Source organism: Streptomyces sp. NPDC042364 (genome assembly GCF_056437585.1).
Genome location: NZ_JBWKAJ010000001.1, coordinates 629340 through 645941, shown reverse-complemented (window position 1 = coordinate 645941; position 16602 = coordinate 629340). Strand labels below are relative to the sequence as shown.

Annotated in this window: 14 protein-coding genes and 1 pseudogene; all 15 read right to left on the bottom strand. The window is 72.1% G+C overall.

Annotation, left to right across the window (positions count from 1 at the left end; all coding sequences use genetic code 11):
* Nucleotides 1-16: 16 nt before the first annotated feature.
* Entirely contained in the window at nt 17-823 is an 807-nt protein-coding gene (locus tag AC067N_RS02770) for a rhamnogalacturonan acetylesterase (protein ID WP_478677056.1), read from the bottom strand.
* A 143-nt stretch (nt 824-966) separates the two neighbouring features.
* Nucleotides 967-2310 carry an ABC transporter substrate-binding protein gene (locus tag AC067N_RS02765; RefSeq protein ID WP_478677055.1) on the bottom strand — a complete coding sequence of 448 codons (1344 nt, stop codon included), beginning with the start codon at nt 2308-2310 and terminating at the stop codon, nt 967-969.
* 74 nt (nt 2311-2384) lie between these two features.
* Nucleotides 2385-2831 (bottom strand): annotated as a pseudogene (locus AC067N_RS02760) (pectinesterase); the annotation flags it as partial.
* Nucleotides 2832-3129: 298 nt separating this feature from the next.
* On the bottom strand, nt 3130-4680 hold the full coding sequence (locus AC067N_RS02755) for a glycoside hydrolase family 43 protein (protein WP_478677054.1): 1551 nt from the start codon (nt 4678-4680) through the stop codon (nt 3130-3132).
* The gene (locus AC067N_RS02750) at nt 4677-5522 is read right to left on the bottom strand and encodes a DUF6807 domain-containing protein (RefSeq protein ID WP_478677053.1); all 846 of its coding nucleotides are present in this window, start codon (nt 5520-5522) and stop codon (nt 4677-4679) included. Before AC067N_RS02750 ends, AC067N_RS02755 begins: the two co-directional genes overlap by 4 nt.
* A complete protein-coding gene (locus AC067N_RS02745; RefSeq protein ID WP_478677052.1) occupies nt 5522-6700 on the bottom strand; it encodes a Gfo/Idh/MocA family protein in 1179 nt (392 codons plus the stop codon). The genes AC067N_RS02750 and AC067N_RS02745 overlap by 1 nt, the downstream gene beginning before the upstream one ends.
* 199 nt (nt 6701-6899) lie before the next feature.
* Nucleotides 6900-7802: a carbohydrate ABC transporter permease gene (locus tag AC067N_RS02740; protein WP_478677051.1), complete on the bottom strand. Its 903-nt coding sequence runs from the start codon at nt 7800-7802 to the stop codon at nt 6900-6902.
* The gene (locus AC067N_RS02735; protein ID WP_478677050.1) at nt 7799-8743 is read right to left on the bottom strand and encodes a carbohydrate ABC transporter permease; all 945 of its coding nucleotides are present in this window, start codon (nt 8741-8743) and stop codon (nt 7799-7801) included. Before AC067N_RS02735 ends, AC067N_RS02740 begins: the two co-directional genes overlap by 4 nt.
* 184 nt (nt 8744-8927) lie before the next feature.
* Nucleotides 8928-10676, bottom strand: coding sequence for an L-arabinonate dehydratase (gene araD, locus AC067N_RS02730; RefSeq protein ID WP_478677049.1), 1749 nt, complete (start codon nt 10674-10676; stop codon nt 8928-8930).
* Nucleotides 10673-11584 (bottom strand): dihydrodipicolinate synthase family protein, encoded by a 912-nt coding sequence (locus AC067N_RS02725; RefSeq protein ID WP_478677048.1) that lies wholly within the window; start codon nt 11582-11584, stop codon nt 10673-10675. Before AC067N_RS02725 ends, araD begins: the two co-directional genes overlap by 4 nt.
* Nucleotides 11585-11653: 69 nt before the next feature.
* Nucleotides 11654-12361 carry a GntR family transcriptional regulator gene (locus tag AC067N_RS02720; RefSeq protein WP_478677047.1) on the bottom strand — a complete coding sequence of 236 codons (708 nt, stop codon included), beginning with the start codon at nt 12359-12361 and terminating at the stop codon, nt 11654-11656.
* Between the two features lie 169 nt (nt 12362-12530).
* Nucleotides 12531-13280, bottom strand: coding sequence for an MBL fold metallo-hydrolase (locus AC067N_RS02715; RefSeq protein WP_478677046.1), 750 nt, complete (start codon nt 13278-13280; stop codon nt 12531-12533).
* Between the two features lie 66 nt (nt 13281-13346).
* Nucleotides 13347-13952, bottom strand: a complete 606-nt coding sequence (locus AC067N_RS02710) for a TIGR03086 family metal-binding protein (protein WP_478677045.1) — start codon at nt 13950-13952, stop codon at nt 13347-13349.
* Between the two features lie 328 nt (nt 13953-14280).
* Nucleotides 14281-15459 (bottom strand): hypothetical protein, encoded by a 1179-nt coding sequence (locus AC067N_RS02705; protein ID WP_478677044.1) that lies wholly within the window; start codon nt 15457-15459, stop codon nt 14281-14283.
* Nucleotides 15456-16424 (bottom strand): 5-dehydro-4-deoxyglucarate dehydratase, encoded by a 969-nt coding sequence (locus AC067N_RS02700; protein ID WP_478677043.1) that lies wholly within the window; start codon nt 16422-16424, stop codon nt 15456-15458. Before AC067N_RS02700 ends, AC067N_RS02705 begins: the two co-directional genes overlap by 4 nt.
* Nucleotides 16425-16602: the final 178 nt, after the last annotated feature.

The window sequence follows — 16602 nt, the reverse complement described above, 5'->3', positions numbered from 1 at the left end:
GGCGCGGGGGCGAGCGCTACGCCTGGGGCCAGGTGATCCAGGACTCGGGGACCGTCTCGTTCAGCCGGCGCACATCGCGGTGCGCGAGCACCCGGCGCCGCAGCAGCTCCGCAGCGACCAGCCGTGCCACGGCGATGGCCCCCGGTGGATTGAAGTGCGTGTTGTCCTGCTCGGTCGCGGTCCAGTTGAAGTACTTCTTGGTCTCCTCGACCCCGAGCCGCTGCCAGAGCGCGAGGGACAGCGACTGGATGTCGAGGAGGGCCACACCCTCCTCCTGGGCGAGGGCGCGCATGGCCGCCGGGTACTCGCCGTGGGTCGGCTGCGCCACCCCGCCCGCGTCGAACCTCCGGCGCTCCACGGAGGTGGCGAGGACCGGCCGGGCGCCCCGGGCGCGCGCCCCGTCGATGTACCGGCGCAGGTGGTCCTGGTAGGTGGTCCACGGCTCGGTGTACCGGGCGGGGTCGGCGGCCTTGGAGTCGTTGTGGCCGAACTGGACGATCAGGAAGTCGCCGGGGCGGACGGCCCCCAGGATGGCGTCCAGTCGTCCCTCGTCGATGAAGCTCTTCGAACTCCGCCCGTTCACGGCGTGGTTGGAGACCTTCAGCCCCGACCGGAGGAAGAACGGCAGTGCCATGCCCCACCCGGTCTCGGGCCGGGCGTCGGCGTACTTCCGGGCGGCGGTGGAGTCGCCGGCGAGGTAGACCGTGGGCTCACGGCGGACCCGGCCGGAGGAGACGGCGGCGGAGGCGGGCCCGGTGGCGGCGACGGTGAGCGGAACGGCGGCGAGCGCCGCGGTGGTGACCTGTCTGCGGGTGAGGGACACGTGCGGGTGCCTTTCTCAACAGGCTTACGAGATGGGGAGGTTCCTGGGTGCCTTTCACAAGGGGGGTGCCCCCGCGCCCCCTTCCTTCGGGGGCGCGGGGAACCGCGCGACCGGCAGGGACGGCCGGCGGTCGAAGCGGAGCGTCAGCCCTTCTGCTCGTTCCATTCGGCCTGCGCCTCGTTGAGCTGGTCGGCCAGCGAGTCGAGGAACTCCTTCGCGCTGGTCTGCCCGTCCATCACCTTCTGGAAGGCGGGCTCGTTGTCGGCCTTGGAGATCGTGTTCCAGTCCGGGAGGTAGTACGGCAGCTGCACGATCGACGTCGACCCGTCGGTCAGCGCGGCGGCGGCCAGCTTCGTCGGCTCGGCCTTCTGGATCCACTCGTCCTTCGCCGCGTCGTTGTTCGCCGGCACCTGGCCCGCCGACTCGTTGAACTTGGAGTTCTCCTCGTGCGACATGGCGAACTCGATGAACTTCCAGGCGGCCTCCTTGTTCTTGGAGCTCTTGAACATGCCGAGCCCGTCGACCGGGTTGGACACCTGGACGCGCTTGCCGCCGGGGCCGGTCGGCTGCGGGATGCCCCGGAACTTGTCGCCGAACGCCTTCACATGGTCCTGGTAGGAGCCCAGGTTGTGGTTGAGCATGCCGATCGTGCCGGAGTCGAACTGCGCGACCATCTTGGTGAAGTCGTTGTTGAGGTCGGCCGCGGGCGTGACCTTCTTGTAGAGGCCGACGTACTTCTCCAGCGCCGCCACGTTCTTCGGGTCGTTCACGGTGGTCTTCTCACCGCCGGCGTCCCAGAACGAGGTGATGCCCGACTGCCCGTACATCGCGTCCAGCGCCTGGGCGATGGAACCGGCGCCGCCGCGGATGGTGTAGCCGAACTCGTTCTCGTCCTTGTCCGTGAGCTTCTCGGCGGCCTTGTAGAACTTGTCCCAGGTGGTCGGCTCGTCGAGACCCGCCGCCTTGAACAGGTCGGTGCGGTAGTAGAGGACTCCGTTGTTCGCGGAGGTCGGGATCGAGTACAGGGCCTCGCCGCCGCCCGCGGACTTCAGCGACTCGACCATCGCCTCGTTGAGCTTGCCGTTCAGGGAGGACTTGGCGAGCCGGTCGTCCAGCGGTTCCAGCGCGCCCTGCGCGGCGAACCCGGCGGCCATGGCCGCGCCGACACCGCCGACGTCCGGCAGACCACCGCCCTGGATGGCGGTGTCGACCTTCGACTGGTACTCGGTGGCCGCGATGCCGACGTACTCGACCTTGATGTCCGGGTTGGCCTTCCGGAAGTCGGCGATGATCTCCTTCCAGATGTCGGTGCGGACACCGCCGTTGTTGTCCCAGAAGACGATCTCGCCCTTGCCGCTGCCCTCGGAGCCCTTGTCTCCGCCGGCCCCGCTGCCGTCGTCACCGCAGGCGGTGGCGGTCAGGGCGAGAACGGATCCCAGGGCGACGGCCAGGGCGGCGCGCCTGCTTCTGTGATTGCTGATCTTCATTGCTCGGCTCTTTCTTCTGGATCCAACGAGGGTTGTGAAGTTGTGGGGGTCCGGTGCTGCCGCCGGGGCCGGACTCAGTGGCGGGCGCGCCGCGGGTGCGGCGCCCAGCCGTCCGTCCCGGCGAGGTACGTGGTGACCGTGTGCGTGGGGGCGTCGGCCTCCGGGAGCTGCGGGCGGTCGGCGGTGATCCGGGCGCCCGGCCCGCGGGTGCGGTACTCCGTGAACCGCGCGTCCTTCCACGAGAAGCCGCTCATATCGGTCCACGGCGACGACTTGATCGCGGCGGGCAGCTCGGTGTCGCGGAACAGCACCTGGGCGACGGCGTTCGGCTCGCCGCCCGGGTGCCGGGGCCGGCCCGGGTGGAGGGACCCGGCGGGCGCGTCGCTGATCACCTTCGACCGGGTGATCAGGAAGCCGTACGGGTTGTCCTTCCAAGTGGAGGCGGCCGTGATGTAGCCGTTGTTGCTGCTGGAGCCCCGGCGGAGCGCCTTGATGACGGACCGCTCGACGACGGTCGTGGCGCCGTGCCCTGCAGCACCAACTCCGGCTTTGCCGCCGGCGCCTCCGGTGGTGCCGCCGCCGAGGGAGGCGAAGCCATGGGGCCGGTCGCCCCAGCCGCCGGGTGTGCGGACCCCCGCGGCGAGCGCGGTCTCGGTGGCGGGCGCGGCCCCGGCCCCCGCCGACGGCCCCGAGCCCGAGCGAGCCCAGCAGTGCGGCGACCGCCACCAGGGTGCGGCCGGCACCCGGGCTCGCCCCCGACCAGGTCGGCAAGCGCTTGCTGCGGAGGTGCGTCACTGCGGCTCCCAACAGGCGTACGGGTTACGAGGAAGGGGTGATCCTGAACGTCGTGAACGTGGCGGCACCGGCGTGTCCCGCGCCGGGGGGCGCGACCGCGAACAGGCCGAGCAGAGCGCCGACCCAGCGCCAGGACGTGGCGGCGAAGACCTGGCCGGCGGAGTGCCGGCCCTCCCCCACGTCGTAGGCGAAGTGGCAGCGCGCCCCGGCGCGGGTCTCGATCCGCAGCCGGGCCCGCCCCTCGGGCGCCGGGCACGGCGGAGCCGCGTCCCGCTCGCGCTCGGCGACCGTCTCGGCGAACCGGTGGACGAGGTGCACGCTCCCGTCGGCGGCCCGCTGGAGCCCGATCCAGCGGAAGGCGTCCCCGAGCACGGCGAGCCCGGCGCGCGCCCCCGGCTCCTCGCTGTCGAGGCGCAGCCCCACCTCGGTCACGGTGGGGATCCCCGGCAGCCGCTGTGTGAGCACATTCGCCAGTTTCCGCAGGTCGTGCGCGTGCACGGAGCGCACGCACGTGAGCCGCAGCCCGTCGCCGGAGTGCTGGGTCGCCCAGCCTTCCTGCGGGTTCGCGGTCCACTGCCACTGGCGTCCGAAGCGGCCGCCGGGGAAGTCGTCGTCGGTGGCCGGCGCGGCGGGTGGCTGCGCGGGCAGCGCCGGTTTGGGGTGGACGGACACGGGGGCGCCCTCGTCGCCGAGCACGGGCCAGCCGTCGGCTCCCCAGCGCATCGGCTGGAGATGGACGACCCTGCCGTACGCGCCCCGCTGCTGGAAGTGCAGGAACCAGTCCTCGCCGGCCGCCGTGCGCACCCAGCCGCCCTGGTGGGGGCCGTTCACGTCGGTGTCGTGCTGCTCCAGCACGACGCGTTCCTCGTAGGGGCCGAAGAAGTCGCGGGAGCGGAAGGCGCCCTGCCAGCCGGTCTCCACGCCCCCGGCCGGGGCGAGGATCCAGAACCAGCCGTCGTGCCGGTAGAGCTTGGGGCCCTCCAGGGTGAACCAGCCGGGGAGCCGGTCCGCGTCGACGATCACCTTGCCCTCGTCGAGCAGTCCGGTGCCGTCGGGCCGCATCCGGTGCCCGGTGAGCCGGTTCTTGATCCCGGAGCGGGACCTGGCCCAGGCGTGCACGAGGTACGCCTCGCCGGTCTCCTCGTCCCACAGCGGGCACGGGTCGATGAGCCCCTTGCCCTCCTTGACCAGGTGCGGCCGGGTCCACGGGCCGCGGATCTCGGGGGCGCTGACCTGGTAGATGCCGTGGTCGGGGTCGCCCCAGAAGATCCAGAACCGGTCGTCGAAGTGCCGCAGCGAGGGCGCCCACACCCCGCAGTCGTGGCGGGGCACCCGGAACTCGCCCGCCGGTTCGAGGAGTTCCAGCGCGTGGCCGACGAGCGTCCAGTTGACCAGGTCCCGGGAGTGGAGCAGGGGAAGTCCCGGGACCCGGCCGAAGCTGGAGGCCGTCAGGTAGAAGTCGTCGGCCACGCGCAGGACGTCGGGGTCGGACCAGTCGGCGTCGAGCACGGGGTTGCGGTAGGTGCCGTCGCCCCGGTCGGCGGAGAAGGCGGGTGCCCCGGCGGAGGTGGTCACGGGCCCACCGCCTTGCGGACGAGAGCCGCCGCCTCGACCCGGTCGAGGGTGCCGTCGGCGACGACGGTGACGATCCGGCGCACGGTGGTCCCGCCAGGCTCGACGGTCAGGCGTTCGGTGGGGGCGAGGGACGAGCCGACGCCCGGGTACTCGTCGGCGCGGACGAACCAGGGGTCGTGGCGGGTGGTGTCGGTGGCTCCCGCGAAGACCAGCGTCCAGGTGTCGCCCGCGAGGGCGAGCCAGTCGGCGCGGTTGCCGTGCACCTCGGCCTCGCCCTCGGCGTCGGCGGTGAACACGCGCGGGGGCTCGGCCGCCTTGCGGGCCCGCCAGAAGAAGCCGCCGTACGCGGCGCCGGGGCGGCCGTTGGTGGCGGGGCTGCCGATCGACACGGGCGCGCCGGTGGTGTTGGTGAGCGAGAAGGTGAAGTCCAGCGCCCACGCGCTGTCGGTCAGTTCGGTGGCCGCGACGGTACGGCGCTCGCGCAGCAGCTCGGTTCCGGACGCCACCCAGCGCAGTTCCTCGACGAAGCCGTCGGGGTCGCGCAGCTGGAAGGCGATGTGGCGCTGGGAGCCGTGGTTGTCGAGCTCGGTCGGGCCCCGGTCGCGGACGTAGGTCCGCCCGCCCCAGAAGTTGTGCCCCTCGACGTCGGGAACGGCGACACCGACGCCGAGGTGGTGGAGGTGGTCGGCGGGGCTCAGCTCGGTGACCGCCGTACCGGACAGGGTGGTGACGGGATGGAGGTAGGGGCGGGGCGAGAGGCGGGCCGGCACCTCGGGCCGCGCGTGGTAACGGCCCACCGGGCGCCCCGCCACCCGCAGGACGAGGGACTCGTCGGTCGTCATCAGGTACCCACCTCTTTCGCCGGTGTGTCGGGGAGCGCCCAGGGGGCGCCCAGTTCGGAGTAGAGGGCGAGGGTGTCGGCGGCGGCCGTGACCAGGGCATCGATGCCGTCGACGACCCTGCGGTCCTCCTCGGGCAGCCGGTGCCAGGTGTCGGCCGGGAGCGCGAGCGGGTCGGGGGCGGTGCGGATGGCCTCGACGACCTTCATGAACGCGCCGGTGGTGTCCGGCGGGACCAGCAGGCCGGTGCCGTCGACGAGGTGGTCGACCAGGTTCTCCAGCAGGTCGGTGCGGCCGTACTCGATCTCCTCGGGGCCGTGTCCCGCCCGCTGTAGGAGCACGCGGTCCTGCTTGTACCAGAAGGTGATCCGGCCGCTGGTGCCGTGGACGACGTTGTACGGCTCGTCGGGGTTCTCGGCGCACAGGGTGGCCGCGACGGTGATCTGGCGGCCGCGGGCGGTGGTGATCCGCACGCAGGAGGTGTCGTCGGACTCGATGTCGTTGGCCCGCAGCAGCTCGGTCTCGATGGCGGTGACGTCCTCGGCGCGGCCCGCGTCGCCGAGGGCGAGGCCGGTGGCGACGGCGTGCGCGAGGGGGTTGGTGAGCGCCCCGTCGATCACGTCCACACCGTTCAGGCGGCGCTTGCCCGCCCAGGGCGCCCGCCTGTAGTACGCCTCGGCGCGGGCCCAGGCGCCGGCGCCGCCGATGCCGGTGACCTCGCCGATCAGTCCGTCCGCGATCATCTTCCGGATGGCGGGCACCGCGTGGGAGCCCAGCGACTGGAAGCCGATCTGGCAGACGACCCCGGCGGCGGCCACCCCGTCCGCCATCCGGCGGAACTCGGCGTACGACGGGGCCGGGGGCTTCTCCAGCAGGAGGTGCACGCCCCGCTCGGCCGCGGCCAGCGCCAGGTCGGTGTGGGTCGGGATCGGGGTGCAGATCACGGCGATCGCGGCACCGGTGGAGTCGAGGAGCGCGCCGAAGTCGGCGGACTGCTCGGGGGTGCCGAGGCCGTCCGGGATCTCGTCCGCGCCCAGCGGGGTCAGTTCGCAGACGCCGGCGAGGCGGACGATCCCCTTGTCCGCCAGGCGGCGGATGTTCTCCAGGTGCCAGCGGCCGTGGCCGCGGGCTCCCGCGAGGACGAGCGGGACCGGTGTGTCGTACGCGGTGGTGTGGTTCATCGGATTCTCCCTGCGCCCGCGCCGCGCGCCACCTCTCGGTCGGCCCTCCCGGCGCTGTCGATCTTCTGGTGCAGGTTAGGGGTGTCGCCGCCGTCCAGGGCGTGTCGTGGGAGTCGGGTGCCGTGCGGGAGTTTCATTACGCCCCCTGGGCCCGGCATCCCGGCGAACGCGACGAGGGAGAGACCTCTCCTGCGGTGGCTCATCCCTTCACCGCCCCCGCGCTGAAGCCGGTGATCAGCCACTTCTGGATGAAGGCGAAGACGATGACGACCGGGACGGCGGCGATGATGCCGCCCGCGGCGAGCGCGCCCAGGTCGACGCTGTCGGCGCTGAGCAGGGTGTTCAGGCCGACCGGGATGGTCTGCTTCTCCTGGTTGCTGAGGAACATCAGCGCGAACAGGAAGTGGTTCCAGGAGTGGACGAAGGCGAAGGAGCCGACGGCGATCAGACCGGGCCGCAGCAGCGGCAGCACGACCACCCGGAACGCGGTGAACCGGTTGCAGCCGTCGACCCAGGCCGCCTCCTCCAGCGAGTACGGCACGTTCTTGATGAAGTTGCTGATCAGGATGATCGACAGCGGCAGCTGGAAGACCGTCTCGGCGAGGATGACACTGCCGAGCGAGTTGATCATCCGCAGCTCGGCGAAGATCTGGAACAGCGGCACGAGGAGCAGCGCGCCCGGGACGAACTGGGAGCACAGCAGCGCCAGCATGAAGCCGCGCTTGATCCGGAAGTCGAAGCGGGCGAGGGCGTAGCCGCCGGCGAGGGCGACGAGCGTGGTCATCAGCAGGGTGACGACGCCGACCAGGACGCTGTTCTGGAAGTAGGTGCCGAAGCTGCGCTCGTTCCACACCTTCTCGAAGTGCTCGAAGGTGACGGGCCAGGGCACGAGCGAGGTCGAGCCCGGCTTGCGGAGCGCGAACAGCAGGATCCAGTAGAAGGGGACGAGGGTGAAGACGAGGTAGACCGACAGGGGCAGATAGATCTGCAGGCGGGGCACCTCGTCCCAGGCGCGGTGCTGCTTGCGGGGCCGCTGCGGGGGCTCGGGGGCCGCCGGCACGGGCGTCACCGGAGCGGCCTTCTCGGCGTCCTTGGTGATCACTTGGACTCGCCTCCGAACTTGCTCAGCCGCAGATAGACCATCGAGCAGAAGAGCAGGATCACGAACGCGACCGTGGTCAGGGCGGACGCGTAGCCGAAGTTGTGGGCGTCGACCGAGGTGTTGGCGATGTACAGCGGGAGGGTGGTGGTCTCCCCCGCGGGTCCGCCGCCGGTCAGGGTGTAGAGCAGGTCGACGTTGTTGAACTCCCACACCGCCCGCAGCAGCGTGGAGAGGATGATCGCGTCCTTCAGGTGCGGCAGCGTGATGTGGAGGAACTGCCGGACACGGCTCGCGCCGTCGACCTCGGCGGCCTCGTAGAGGTCCTTCGAGATGGACTGGAGGTCGGCGAGGATGAGGATCGCGAAGAAGGGGACGCCGCGCCACAGGTCGGCGACGACCACCGCCGAGAAGACGGTGGAGGTGTCGGAGAGCCAGCTGGTGCCGTACTCGCCGATGCCGATGTCCGCGAGGTAACGGGTGATGCCCGTCTGGGAGTTGTAGAGCAGTACCCAGATCGCGGAGGTGAGGACGCCGGAGACGGCCCACGGCGAGAAGACGAGCGCGCGGCCGAGGGCCCGGCCGACGAACGTCTGGTTGACGATCAGTGCGAGCGCGAGACCGAACAGCAGCTGGAGTCCGACCTCGACGACCACCCACTTGGCGCTGAAGACGAGGGTGTCCCAGAACAGCGGGTCCTCGGTGAAGGCGTGGACGAAGTTGTCGAAGCCGGCGAAGCCGTTCCGCCACGGCTTGGTGGGGTTGTAGTGCTGCAGGCTGTAGTAGAAGACGCTGACGACCGGGTAGGCGATGAAGCCCAGCATGAGCAGGGCGGCCGGGGCGATCAGCAGGTAGGGCAGCCTGCGCGGGGTCGCGGAGGCACGGCGCGCACGGCTCCGCCGGGGTGGCGCGGGCGGTTTCGCCACGGCTGCGGCTTGGGCCATGACTGGGGCTCCGTTTCTGGGTACGTCGTTGCGCGTTGTGGTGCAGGAAGCGCTTTCTCGCTGTGCAGGGGTGGGCGGTTCGCGGTACGGGGATGCGGCTCGCGGGGTGAGGTCGGGTGCGGGTGTGTGGGTGCTTGTCGCGCCGCTCCCCGCGCCCCTTTCGACGCGCCCGGCGTCGGAGCGGTCAACCCGCGTACGGGTCCGGGACCTTGCCCGGTCTGGCCAGGAACTCGAAGTCGCAGCCGGTGTCGGCCTGGGTGATCTGGTCGTTGTAGAGGGCGCCGTAACCGCGTTCGTAGCGGGTGGGCGGCTCGGTCCACTCCGCCCGGCGGCGCTCCAGCTCCTCGTCGTCCACGTGGAGGTGGAGGGTGCGCGCCTCGACGTCGAGGGTGATCGGGTCGCCGGTGCGGACCAGGGCGAGCGGGCCGCCGATGTACGACTCCGGCGCGACGTGCAGCACGCAGGCGCCGTAACTCGTGCCGCTCATCCGGGCGTCGGAGATCCGCACCATGTCCCGTACGCCCTGCTTCAGCAGGTGGTCGGGGATGGGCAGCATCCCGTACTCGGGCATGCCGGGGCCGCCCTTGGGGCCGGAGTTGCGCAGGACGAGGACGCTGTCTGCGGTGATGCCGAGCGACGGGTCGTTGATGGTGCGCTGCATGGTCCGGTAGTCGTCGAAGACGACGGCGGGACCGGTGTGCCTGAGCAGGTGGGGCTCGGCGGCGATGTGCTTGATGACCGCGCCGTCGGGGCAGAGGTTGCCGCGCAGGACGGCGACCCCGCCCTCGGCGGCGACCGGGTTCTCACGGGTGCGGATCACGGCGTCGTTGTGGACGAGCGCGCCGTCGAGCTGCTCGCGCATCGTGTCGTGGGAGACGGTCGGCCGGTCCAGGTGCAGCAGGTCGGTGATCCGGGAGAGGAAACCGGGCAGACCCCCCGCGAAGTGGAAGTCCTCCATCAGGTACGTCTGACCACCGGGACGGACGTCGGCCAGCACCGGGACCGTGCGGGCGATGCGGTCGAAGTCGTCCAGGGTGAGCTTGACGCCCGCGCGGCCGGCCATGGCGATGAGGTGGATGACCGCGTTGGTGGAGCCGCCCAGTCCGAGGACGGTGGTGACGGCGTCCTCGAAGGCGTCGGCGGTGAGGATGTCGCTGAGCTTGCGGTCCTTGCGGACCAGCTCGACGATCCGCAGGCCCGACTTGGCGGCCATCCGGTCGTGCCCGGAGTCGACCGCCGGGATGCTCGACGCGCCGGGCACCGTGACCCCGAGGGCCTCGGCGGCGGCGGTGAGCGTGGAGGCCGTGCCCATCGTCATGCAGTGACCGGGCGAACGGGCTAGACCGGACTCCAGTTCGGTCATCTCGCAGTCGCCGATGAGCCCGGCGCGCCGGTCGTCCCAGTACTTCCACATGTCGGTGCCGGAGCCGAGGACCTCGTTGCGCCAGTGCCCCGGCAGCATGGGCCCCGCGGGCACGAACACCGTCGGCAGGTCGACGCTCGCGGCGCCCATCAGCAGGGCGGGCGTGGACTTGTCGCAGCCGCCCATCAGCACGGCCCCGTCGACCGGGTACGAGCGCAGCAGCTCCTCGGTCTCCATCGCGAGCATGTTCCGGTAGAGCATGGGGGTCGGCTTCTGGAAGGTCTCCGAGAGGGTGGAGACCGGGAACTCCAGCGGGAAACCGCCCGCCTGCCACACGCCCCGCTTCACCGCCTGCGCGCGGTCGCGGAGGTGGACATGACAGGGGTTGATGTCCGACCAGGTGTTCAGGATCGCGATGACCGGCTTGCCCAGGTGCTCCTCGGGCAGATAGCCGAGCTGACGGGTGCGGGCGCGGTGGCTGAAGGAGCGCAGCCCCGACGAGACGCCGCTGCCGTACCACTGGTGGCTGCGGAGTTCTTCCGGCTTCCTCGTGTCGACCGGGTTCGTCATATCGACCACCCCGCGGCGATGGAGGCGACCTCGGCGCGTTCGTCCTCGGGCAGCTGCCTGCTGGGCGCCCGGACGTCCCTGCGGCACAGGCCGAGCGAGGCCAGCGCCTCCTTGACCACGGTCACGTTGTCGGCGGAGCCGTTGGCGGCACGCAGCTCCTCGAAGCGGCGGATCTGCTCCCAGACCTTCATGGCGGCCGGGAAGTCACCCGATCGAAGCGCTTCGATCATGTTCAGCGAGACGGCCGGGGCGACGTTGACGAGCCCAGAGGTGAATCCGGTGGCGCCCGCCGAGAAGTAGGAGGGAGCGTACGGCTCGGCGAGTCCGGCCACCCAGACGAAGCGGTCCAGACCGGCGTCGCGGGCGAAGGCGGCGAACCGCGCCGCGTCCGGGACCGCGTACTTCACACCGATCACGTTCGGGCAGTCGTCGGCGAGTTCGGCGAGACGGGCGCCGGAGAGCTGCGCGTTGCGGATGTAGGGCACGACGCCCAGCTCCGGCACGGCCTCGGCGATCGCCCGGTGATAGTCGACCCAGCCGCGCTGCGACACATACGGGTGGACCGGCTGGTGGACCATCACCATCTGGGCGCCGGCCTCGCGGGCGTGCTCGGCGGAGGCGACCGCGGTCGGGATGTCGTGTCCGACGCCGACCAGGACCACCGCGCGGTCGCCGACCTCGTCCATGGTCAGCTCGGTGACCAGGCGCCGCTCCTCGGGGGTCAGCGCGTAGAACTCGCCCGTGTTGCCGTTCGGGGTGAGGGTGGTGATCCCCCCGTCCAGCAGCCGACGCAGCAGGGCCCGGTGGGCGCCCTGGTCGACGGTGCCGTCCTCGGCGAACGGAGTCACCGGGATGGCCACCACGTCGGCCAGAGCCGTCCGTTGGGTCTCGAACGTCACGCTGCTCATGGATGACCTTCCTCTGCGAGGACTGCGGAGGCCGTCGCCCGGGGCGGCGGGCCTCGTGGACTCGGGGGCTTACTGGGCGCTGCCGGTTCGGCCGGTCTCGCGGCCGCCCTGGGGCCGGCCGACCTGCCGGCCCCCGTCGTCGTGGGCCTCGGGGAAGGCCCGCTCGACGAACGAGGCGATGTGCGCGTGCAGGGCGGCGGCCGCGCCGTCGGCGTCGCCGTCGAGGGCGAGCCGCAGGATCTCCCGGTGCTCGGCGGCCTCCCGCTCCCACGAGGGATCGGCGGCCCAGGCCACGGCCGAGACCAGGGCGGCCTGGTCGCGCACCTCGTCGAGCATCCGGCCGAGCAGCGGGTTGCCGCAGGGCACATAGAGGGCGCGGTGGAACTCCCGGTTGGCGAGCGACCGTTCGGCGGTGTCCGTGGCCGCGTCGGCCCTGGTCAGCGCGGAGCCGGCGGCTTCCCACGAGGCACCGCGCCGCACCGAGCGCCGCAGGGCCTCCGGCTCCAGGAGCAGCCGTACGTCGTAGACCTCGCGTGCCATGTCCGCGTCCACCATGCGCACGGTGACGCCCTTGTACTGGCTCATCACGACGAGTCCGGTACCGGCCAGCGTCTTCAGCGCCTCGCGCACGGGCGTCTTGGACACCCCGAACTGCGCGGCCAGCTCGGTCTCGACCAGGGCCTGACCCGGCGTCAGCTGTCCGGTGAGGATGCGGTGTTTGATCCCCTCCAGCACGAACTGCGTGCGGGACGGGATCGGCGTGGGCACAGAGGTCATGCGCGGCCTCTCGGTGTCACGGAGATCCCACGGGCTGCCGTTCCCGGCATCTCACGTATCCGATCTCGCGTATCGCGTCTCATATATGACGTACGAAGTACGACGCGTTGAAGGTAGGAGGGGGCTCGTGTTTCGTCAATGCTTCCGGCAAAAGAATTCGTGGTTGCCGTCACACGATCCTGGTGTCGCCCTCATACGCGCTCTCGGTGGGCCCGCCGAACGCCACGGCGGCGCGTCCGGTGGCCTCCTCCCTGGTCAGCGCGGGTCCCACATGCGTGATGAGAAGCCGGCTCGCTCCCTTGGCGTAGGTACCGGCCTCCTCCGGCGTGAGATGCACCCGGGGTTCGCCTTCGCGATGCGCGGCGATGTCCGCCTCGCACAGGAAGAGGTCGGCGCTGCCCGCGAGATGGGTGAGCGCGTCGCACGGCCCGCTGTCCCCGGAGTACGCGAACACCCGCCCCTGGCACTCGGCGCGCAGCCCGTACGCCTCCGTGTCGTGGACGACGGCACGCGCGGTGAGGGTGAGGTTCCAGTGCCGGGCGGTGTGCCCGTCGTACAGCGGGCGGAACTCGAAGACGCTGCTGAGGAAGGCGGGGTCCGGCCGGCCGAAGAAGGCGGCGACGCGCCGGGCGCAGCCGTCGGGCGCGTAGACGGGGAGCGGCGCGGGCAGGGTGAGGCCGCCGTACGCGAAGCCGTACGCGGCGGCGAGCAGATCGGCGCTGTGGTCGGCGTGCAGATGGGACAGCCAGATCGCCGTGAGCCTCGTGGGGTCCGTGTGCCGCTGCAATTCGGCGAAGGTCCCGAACCCGGCGTCCACCCATATCTCCGCGCCCCCGCCGCGCAGCAGATAGCCGGAGGCGGGCCGGCCCGGTCCGGGATGCGGAGAGGAGGTACCGAGGACGGTGAGGCTCAGGGGCATGTGGGGGAGCGTACGGACGCGGGCGGGGGCGCGCGCCGGATTTCGAGTGTTCTGTCTGAGGACAGCCTATGCCTTCCGGTTCGGGTCGCGTCCGCTCAGGCCGATCGCGCGGTCCAGGAGGGAGGCGTCGTCCGGTACGGGCACGACGGGACCGAAAATGCCGTCCCGGCCGGGGGCGTCGACCGACGCGGTGAGGAAGGCGTGGGACGCGGCCAGTGCGTCCGGGTCCGGCTCGTACTCCTGTCCGGTGGCGCGGGCGAGGTCCCAGCCGTGCACCACGAGCTCGTTCACGGCGACGGCACCGGCGACGGGCCCCGGCAGCGGTATGCCGCCGGCCCGGGTCTCCCCGGTCCAGGCGGCCGGGTCCCGCCAGGCCTCCGCGAGTTCGCCGAGCGTCCGGGGCAGGGCCTCGCGCCAGTCGGGGCCGATGTCGGGGAGGGAGGCGCCGGGATCGGTGTCCGTCGTGGGCCCGAGGTCCTTGCGGGCCGCGTCGCGGAAGGCGACGGAGAGGCCGAGCAGGTGCCCGAGGAGGTGCCGCACGGCGTACGCGGGGCAGGGGGTCGCGCCGGAGAGCTGCTCGTCCCCCACGGCCCGCGCGAGACGGGCCACGACGCGGGTCTGCGCGGTGAGGTCGAGGGTGGTCGTGGCGGGGTCGGTGTCGTCGACGGTCATCCGGGGCTCCTTCGGGTCGGTCGAGGGCATGCGCCCTCTATCCGGTAGACCGACGGGAGAGGGAGAACTCATCGCCGTTTCGAGGCGGGGGTGCGGGTGCGTCGGCGAGTGCGGGTGGGTGGCGGCTGGTCGCGCCCACGCGGCGGAGCCGCAGGTGTCACCGCCCCGCGCCCCTGAAAAGCGACCGGGGCTGCGCCCCGTGCATTTCAGGATGGAGGGCGGGCCGCAGGCCCAACCCTTCAGGGGCGCGGGGAACTGCGCGAGAAACCACACCGCACCCGCGAAAGAACCCGCACCCCCTCCCCGGACGGCGCCCGGCACCACGGACTCACCGCACCGCCGTCAACGCCTCCCGAACCGCCGCCAGGTCCTGGTCCGACGCCAGGCCCGCGTGGTAGAGCCTGATCTCCGTCGCCCCCAGTTCCGCCGCCCGTCCGGCGTCCGCGCCCAGCGTCCCCGGGCTGCCCCCCATCCCCGACACGACGCCGAAGTTGGCGGCCAGCACCGCCCCCTCCGCACCCGCCTCCACGCCCGCCTCCGCGAACGCGGGAAGCAGCCCCGGCCCGCCCGCGCACGGCACGACGACGCCGTCCGCCACGCCGAGGATGTGCGCGGGGTCGACCCCCGCGTTCGCACCGCAGTGGTACGTCACGGGGTCCGCGTGCAGCAGCACCTGGAACCCCTCGGGTGCGGCGGCCCGCACCGCCGTGACGGCGGCCTCCTGGAGGGAGCGGGCGACGGCGTCGCGCCACACCCGGGTTCCCGTCGCCCGCTCCTCGCCGAGGAGCTTCTCGACCGCCGGCCACCCGTCGTCGACCGGCTCGCCCCGCCACAGCGGCTCCAGCGCGTCCCGCACGGCCGCGGCCAGCGCGTCGGGGTCCAGCCCGGAGTCTGCGTACCCGGCGCGGCAGGCCGGACAGAAGCAGAGCGCCATCAGGTACTGCCCGGCGTCCCCGAGCCCGACACCGCCGGTCTTGTCGTGGGCGTGCAGGTGCTGGAAGCCGTACCAGCCGAGGGACTCCAGCTCGGTGCCGCGCGCACCCGGCCGCACCGCGGCCTCCGCCGCCAGGTCGACGAGGTACTCGCGGGTCTCCGGCTGGGCGATGCACGGCGCCCACGGGTAGCGGTCGCCGTACGCGTTGACCACGGAGGTCGACGGATGCTCCGCGCCGAGCCGGGAGTTGTGGGCGAGGACCACCCAGGTGTGCACCTCCGGACCGGCGGCGCGCAGCGCCCCGGCCGCCTCCCCGAACGCGTCGCCGGGGGCCCACTCCCCCGCCGGGTACGGCCTCAGGGTCCGCCCCCGCCAGCGCTCACCCGGCGGGTACAGCACGGCCGCGTACTCGGCGGTGACGACGCGGTGCCGGGGATGGCGCGGGGTGAGCGCGCGCGTGGAGTGGTAGGCGGAGGCGAGCGTCACCTGCCGCACCCCGAGTTCCGCGATGCGCTCCGCGGCGGCCGGGTCCCCGTTGACGTCCCACGGGTAGAGGAACGTAGACGCCTTCACTTGCCCTCCTGGCACTCCTCCAGCAGCGCGTATCCGCGCTCGATCAACCGGCCCAGCTGTTTGACGTGCTCCGCCGACGGCTCGTGCAGCGGTGGCCGTACCTCGCCCACGTCCAGCCCCCGTAGCCGTACCCCGGCCTTCACCAGTGACACGGCATAGCCGCGTCCTCGGGCCCGGAGTTCCACGAAGGGGCGGTAGAAGCCGTCCAGCAGCCGCTCCACGGTCGTGCCGTCGCCCGCGCCGAGCGCCCGGTGGAACGCCTGGGCGATCTCCGGTGCGAAGCAGAAGACGGCCGACGAGTACAGGGTGACGCCCAGGCCCCGGTAGGCGGGCTGGGTCAGTTCGGCGGTCGGCAGCCCGTTGAAGTAGAGGAAGCCGCCCGGTGCCTCGCCGCGCACCGTGCTCACGATGCGCTGCATCAGGTCGAGGTCGCCGACTCCGTCCTTGAGGCCGACGACGCCCTCGGTGCGGGCCAGTTCGACGACCGTCTCAGGGGTGAGGACGGCGTTGTCGCGCTGGTAGACGATCACGGGGAGCGGGGTCGCGGCGGCCAGCCGGCGGTAGTGCCGCAGGAGTCCCTCCTGGGCGGCGACGACGAGGTAGGGCGGCAGGGCGAGCAGTCCGTCGGCGCCGGCCTCGGCGGCCAGTCGCGCGTAGCGCTCGGCCAGCGCGGTCCCGTAGCCGGTGCCGGCCACGACGGGCACCCGTCCGGCGGTCTCCGTCACGGCCGCCCGGACGCACTCCTGGAACTCCTCGGGGGTGAGCGCGTGGAACTCCCCGGTGCCGCAGCAGGCGAAGACGGCGGCGGCTCCGGCCTCGACGCCGCGGCGTACGTGCGCACGGCAGGCGTCGAGGTCGATCCCGCCGTCCGGGCCGTAGGCCGTGACGGGAAAGAACAGCGGCCCGGTGGGGACTCGGAGCCGAGCGGCGAGCGAGGCTGACGTCACGGGCTCTCCCAAGTCCATGTCGCTGATCAGTGTCCATATTCTTGAACGACGTCACGCTAAGGCGCCCGCGCGCGGACGGTCAAGCACACCGACCCGCGCCGCACCAGCCCATTCACACCACCGGCCGCACTCCGGCGGCACACTTGACTCACCGGACCCGCACTCCCTAGCGTTTCCACGGATGTGAATACTGGAC

Coding starts and splice junctions, on each gene's coding strand:
- AC067N_RS02765 (WP_478677055.1), bottom strand. CDS start 2,310: ATGAAGATCAGCAATCACAGAAGCAGGCGCGCCGCCCTGGCCGTCGCC.
- AC067N_RS02750 (WP_478677053.1), bottom strand. CDS start 5,522: ATGACGACCGACGAGTCCCTCGTCCTGCGGGTGGCGGGGCGCCCGGTG.
- AC067N_RS02745 (WP_478677052.1), bottom strand. CDS start 6,700: ATGAACCACACCACCGCGTACGACACACCGGTCCCGCTCGTCCTCGCG.
- AC067N_RS02735 (WP_478677050.1), bottom strand. CDS start 8,743: ATGGCCCAAGCCGCAGCCGTGGCGAAACCGCCCGCGCCACCCCGGCGG.
- araD (WP_478677049.1), bottom strand. CDS start 10,676: ATGACGAACCCGGTCGACACGAGGAAGCCGGAAGAACTCCGCAGCCAC.
- AC067N_RS02725 (WP_478677048.1), bottom strand. CDS start 11,584: ATGAGCAGCGTGACGTTCGAGACCCAACGGACGGCTCTGGCCGACGTG.
- AC067N_RS02720 (WP_478677047.1), bottom strand. CDS start 12,361: ATGACCTCTGTGCCCACGCCGATCCCGTCCCGCACGCAGTTCGTGCTG.
- AC067N_RS02715 (WP_478677046.1), bottom strand. CDS start 13,280: ATGCCCCTGAGCCTCACCGTCCTCGGTACCTCCTCTCCGCATCCCGGA.
- AC067N_RS02710 (WP_478677045.1), bottom strand. CDS start 13,952: ATGACCGTCGACGACACCGACCCCGCCACGACCACCCTCGACCTCACC.
- AC067N_RS02700 (WP_478677043.1), bottom strand. CDS start 16,424: ATGGACTTGGGAGAGCCCGTGACGTCAGCCTCGCTCGCCGCTCGGCTC.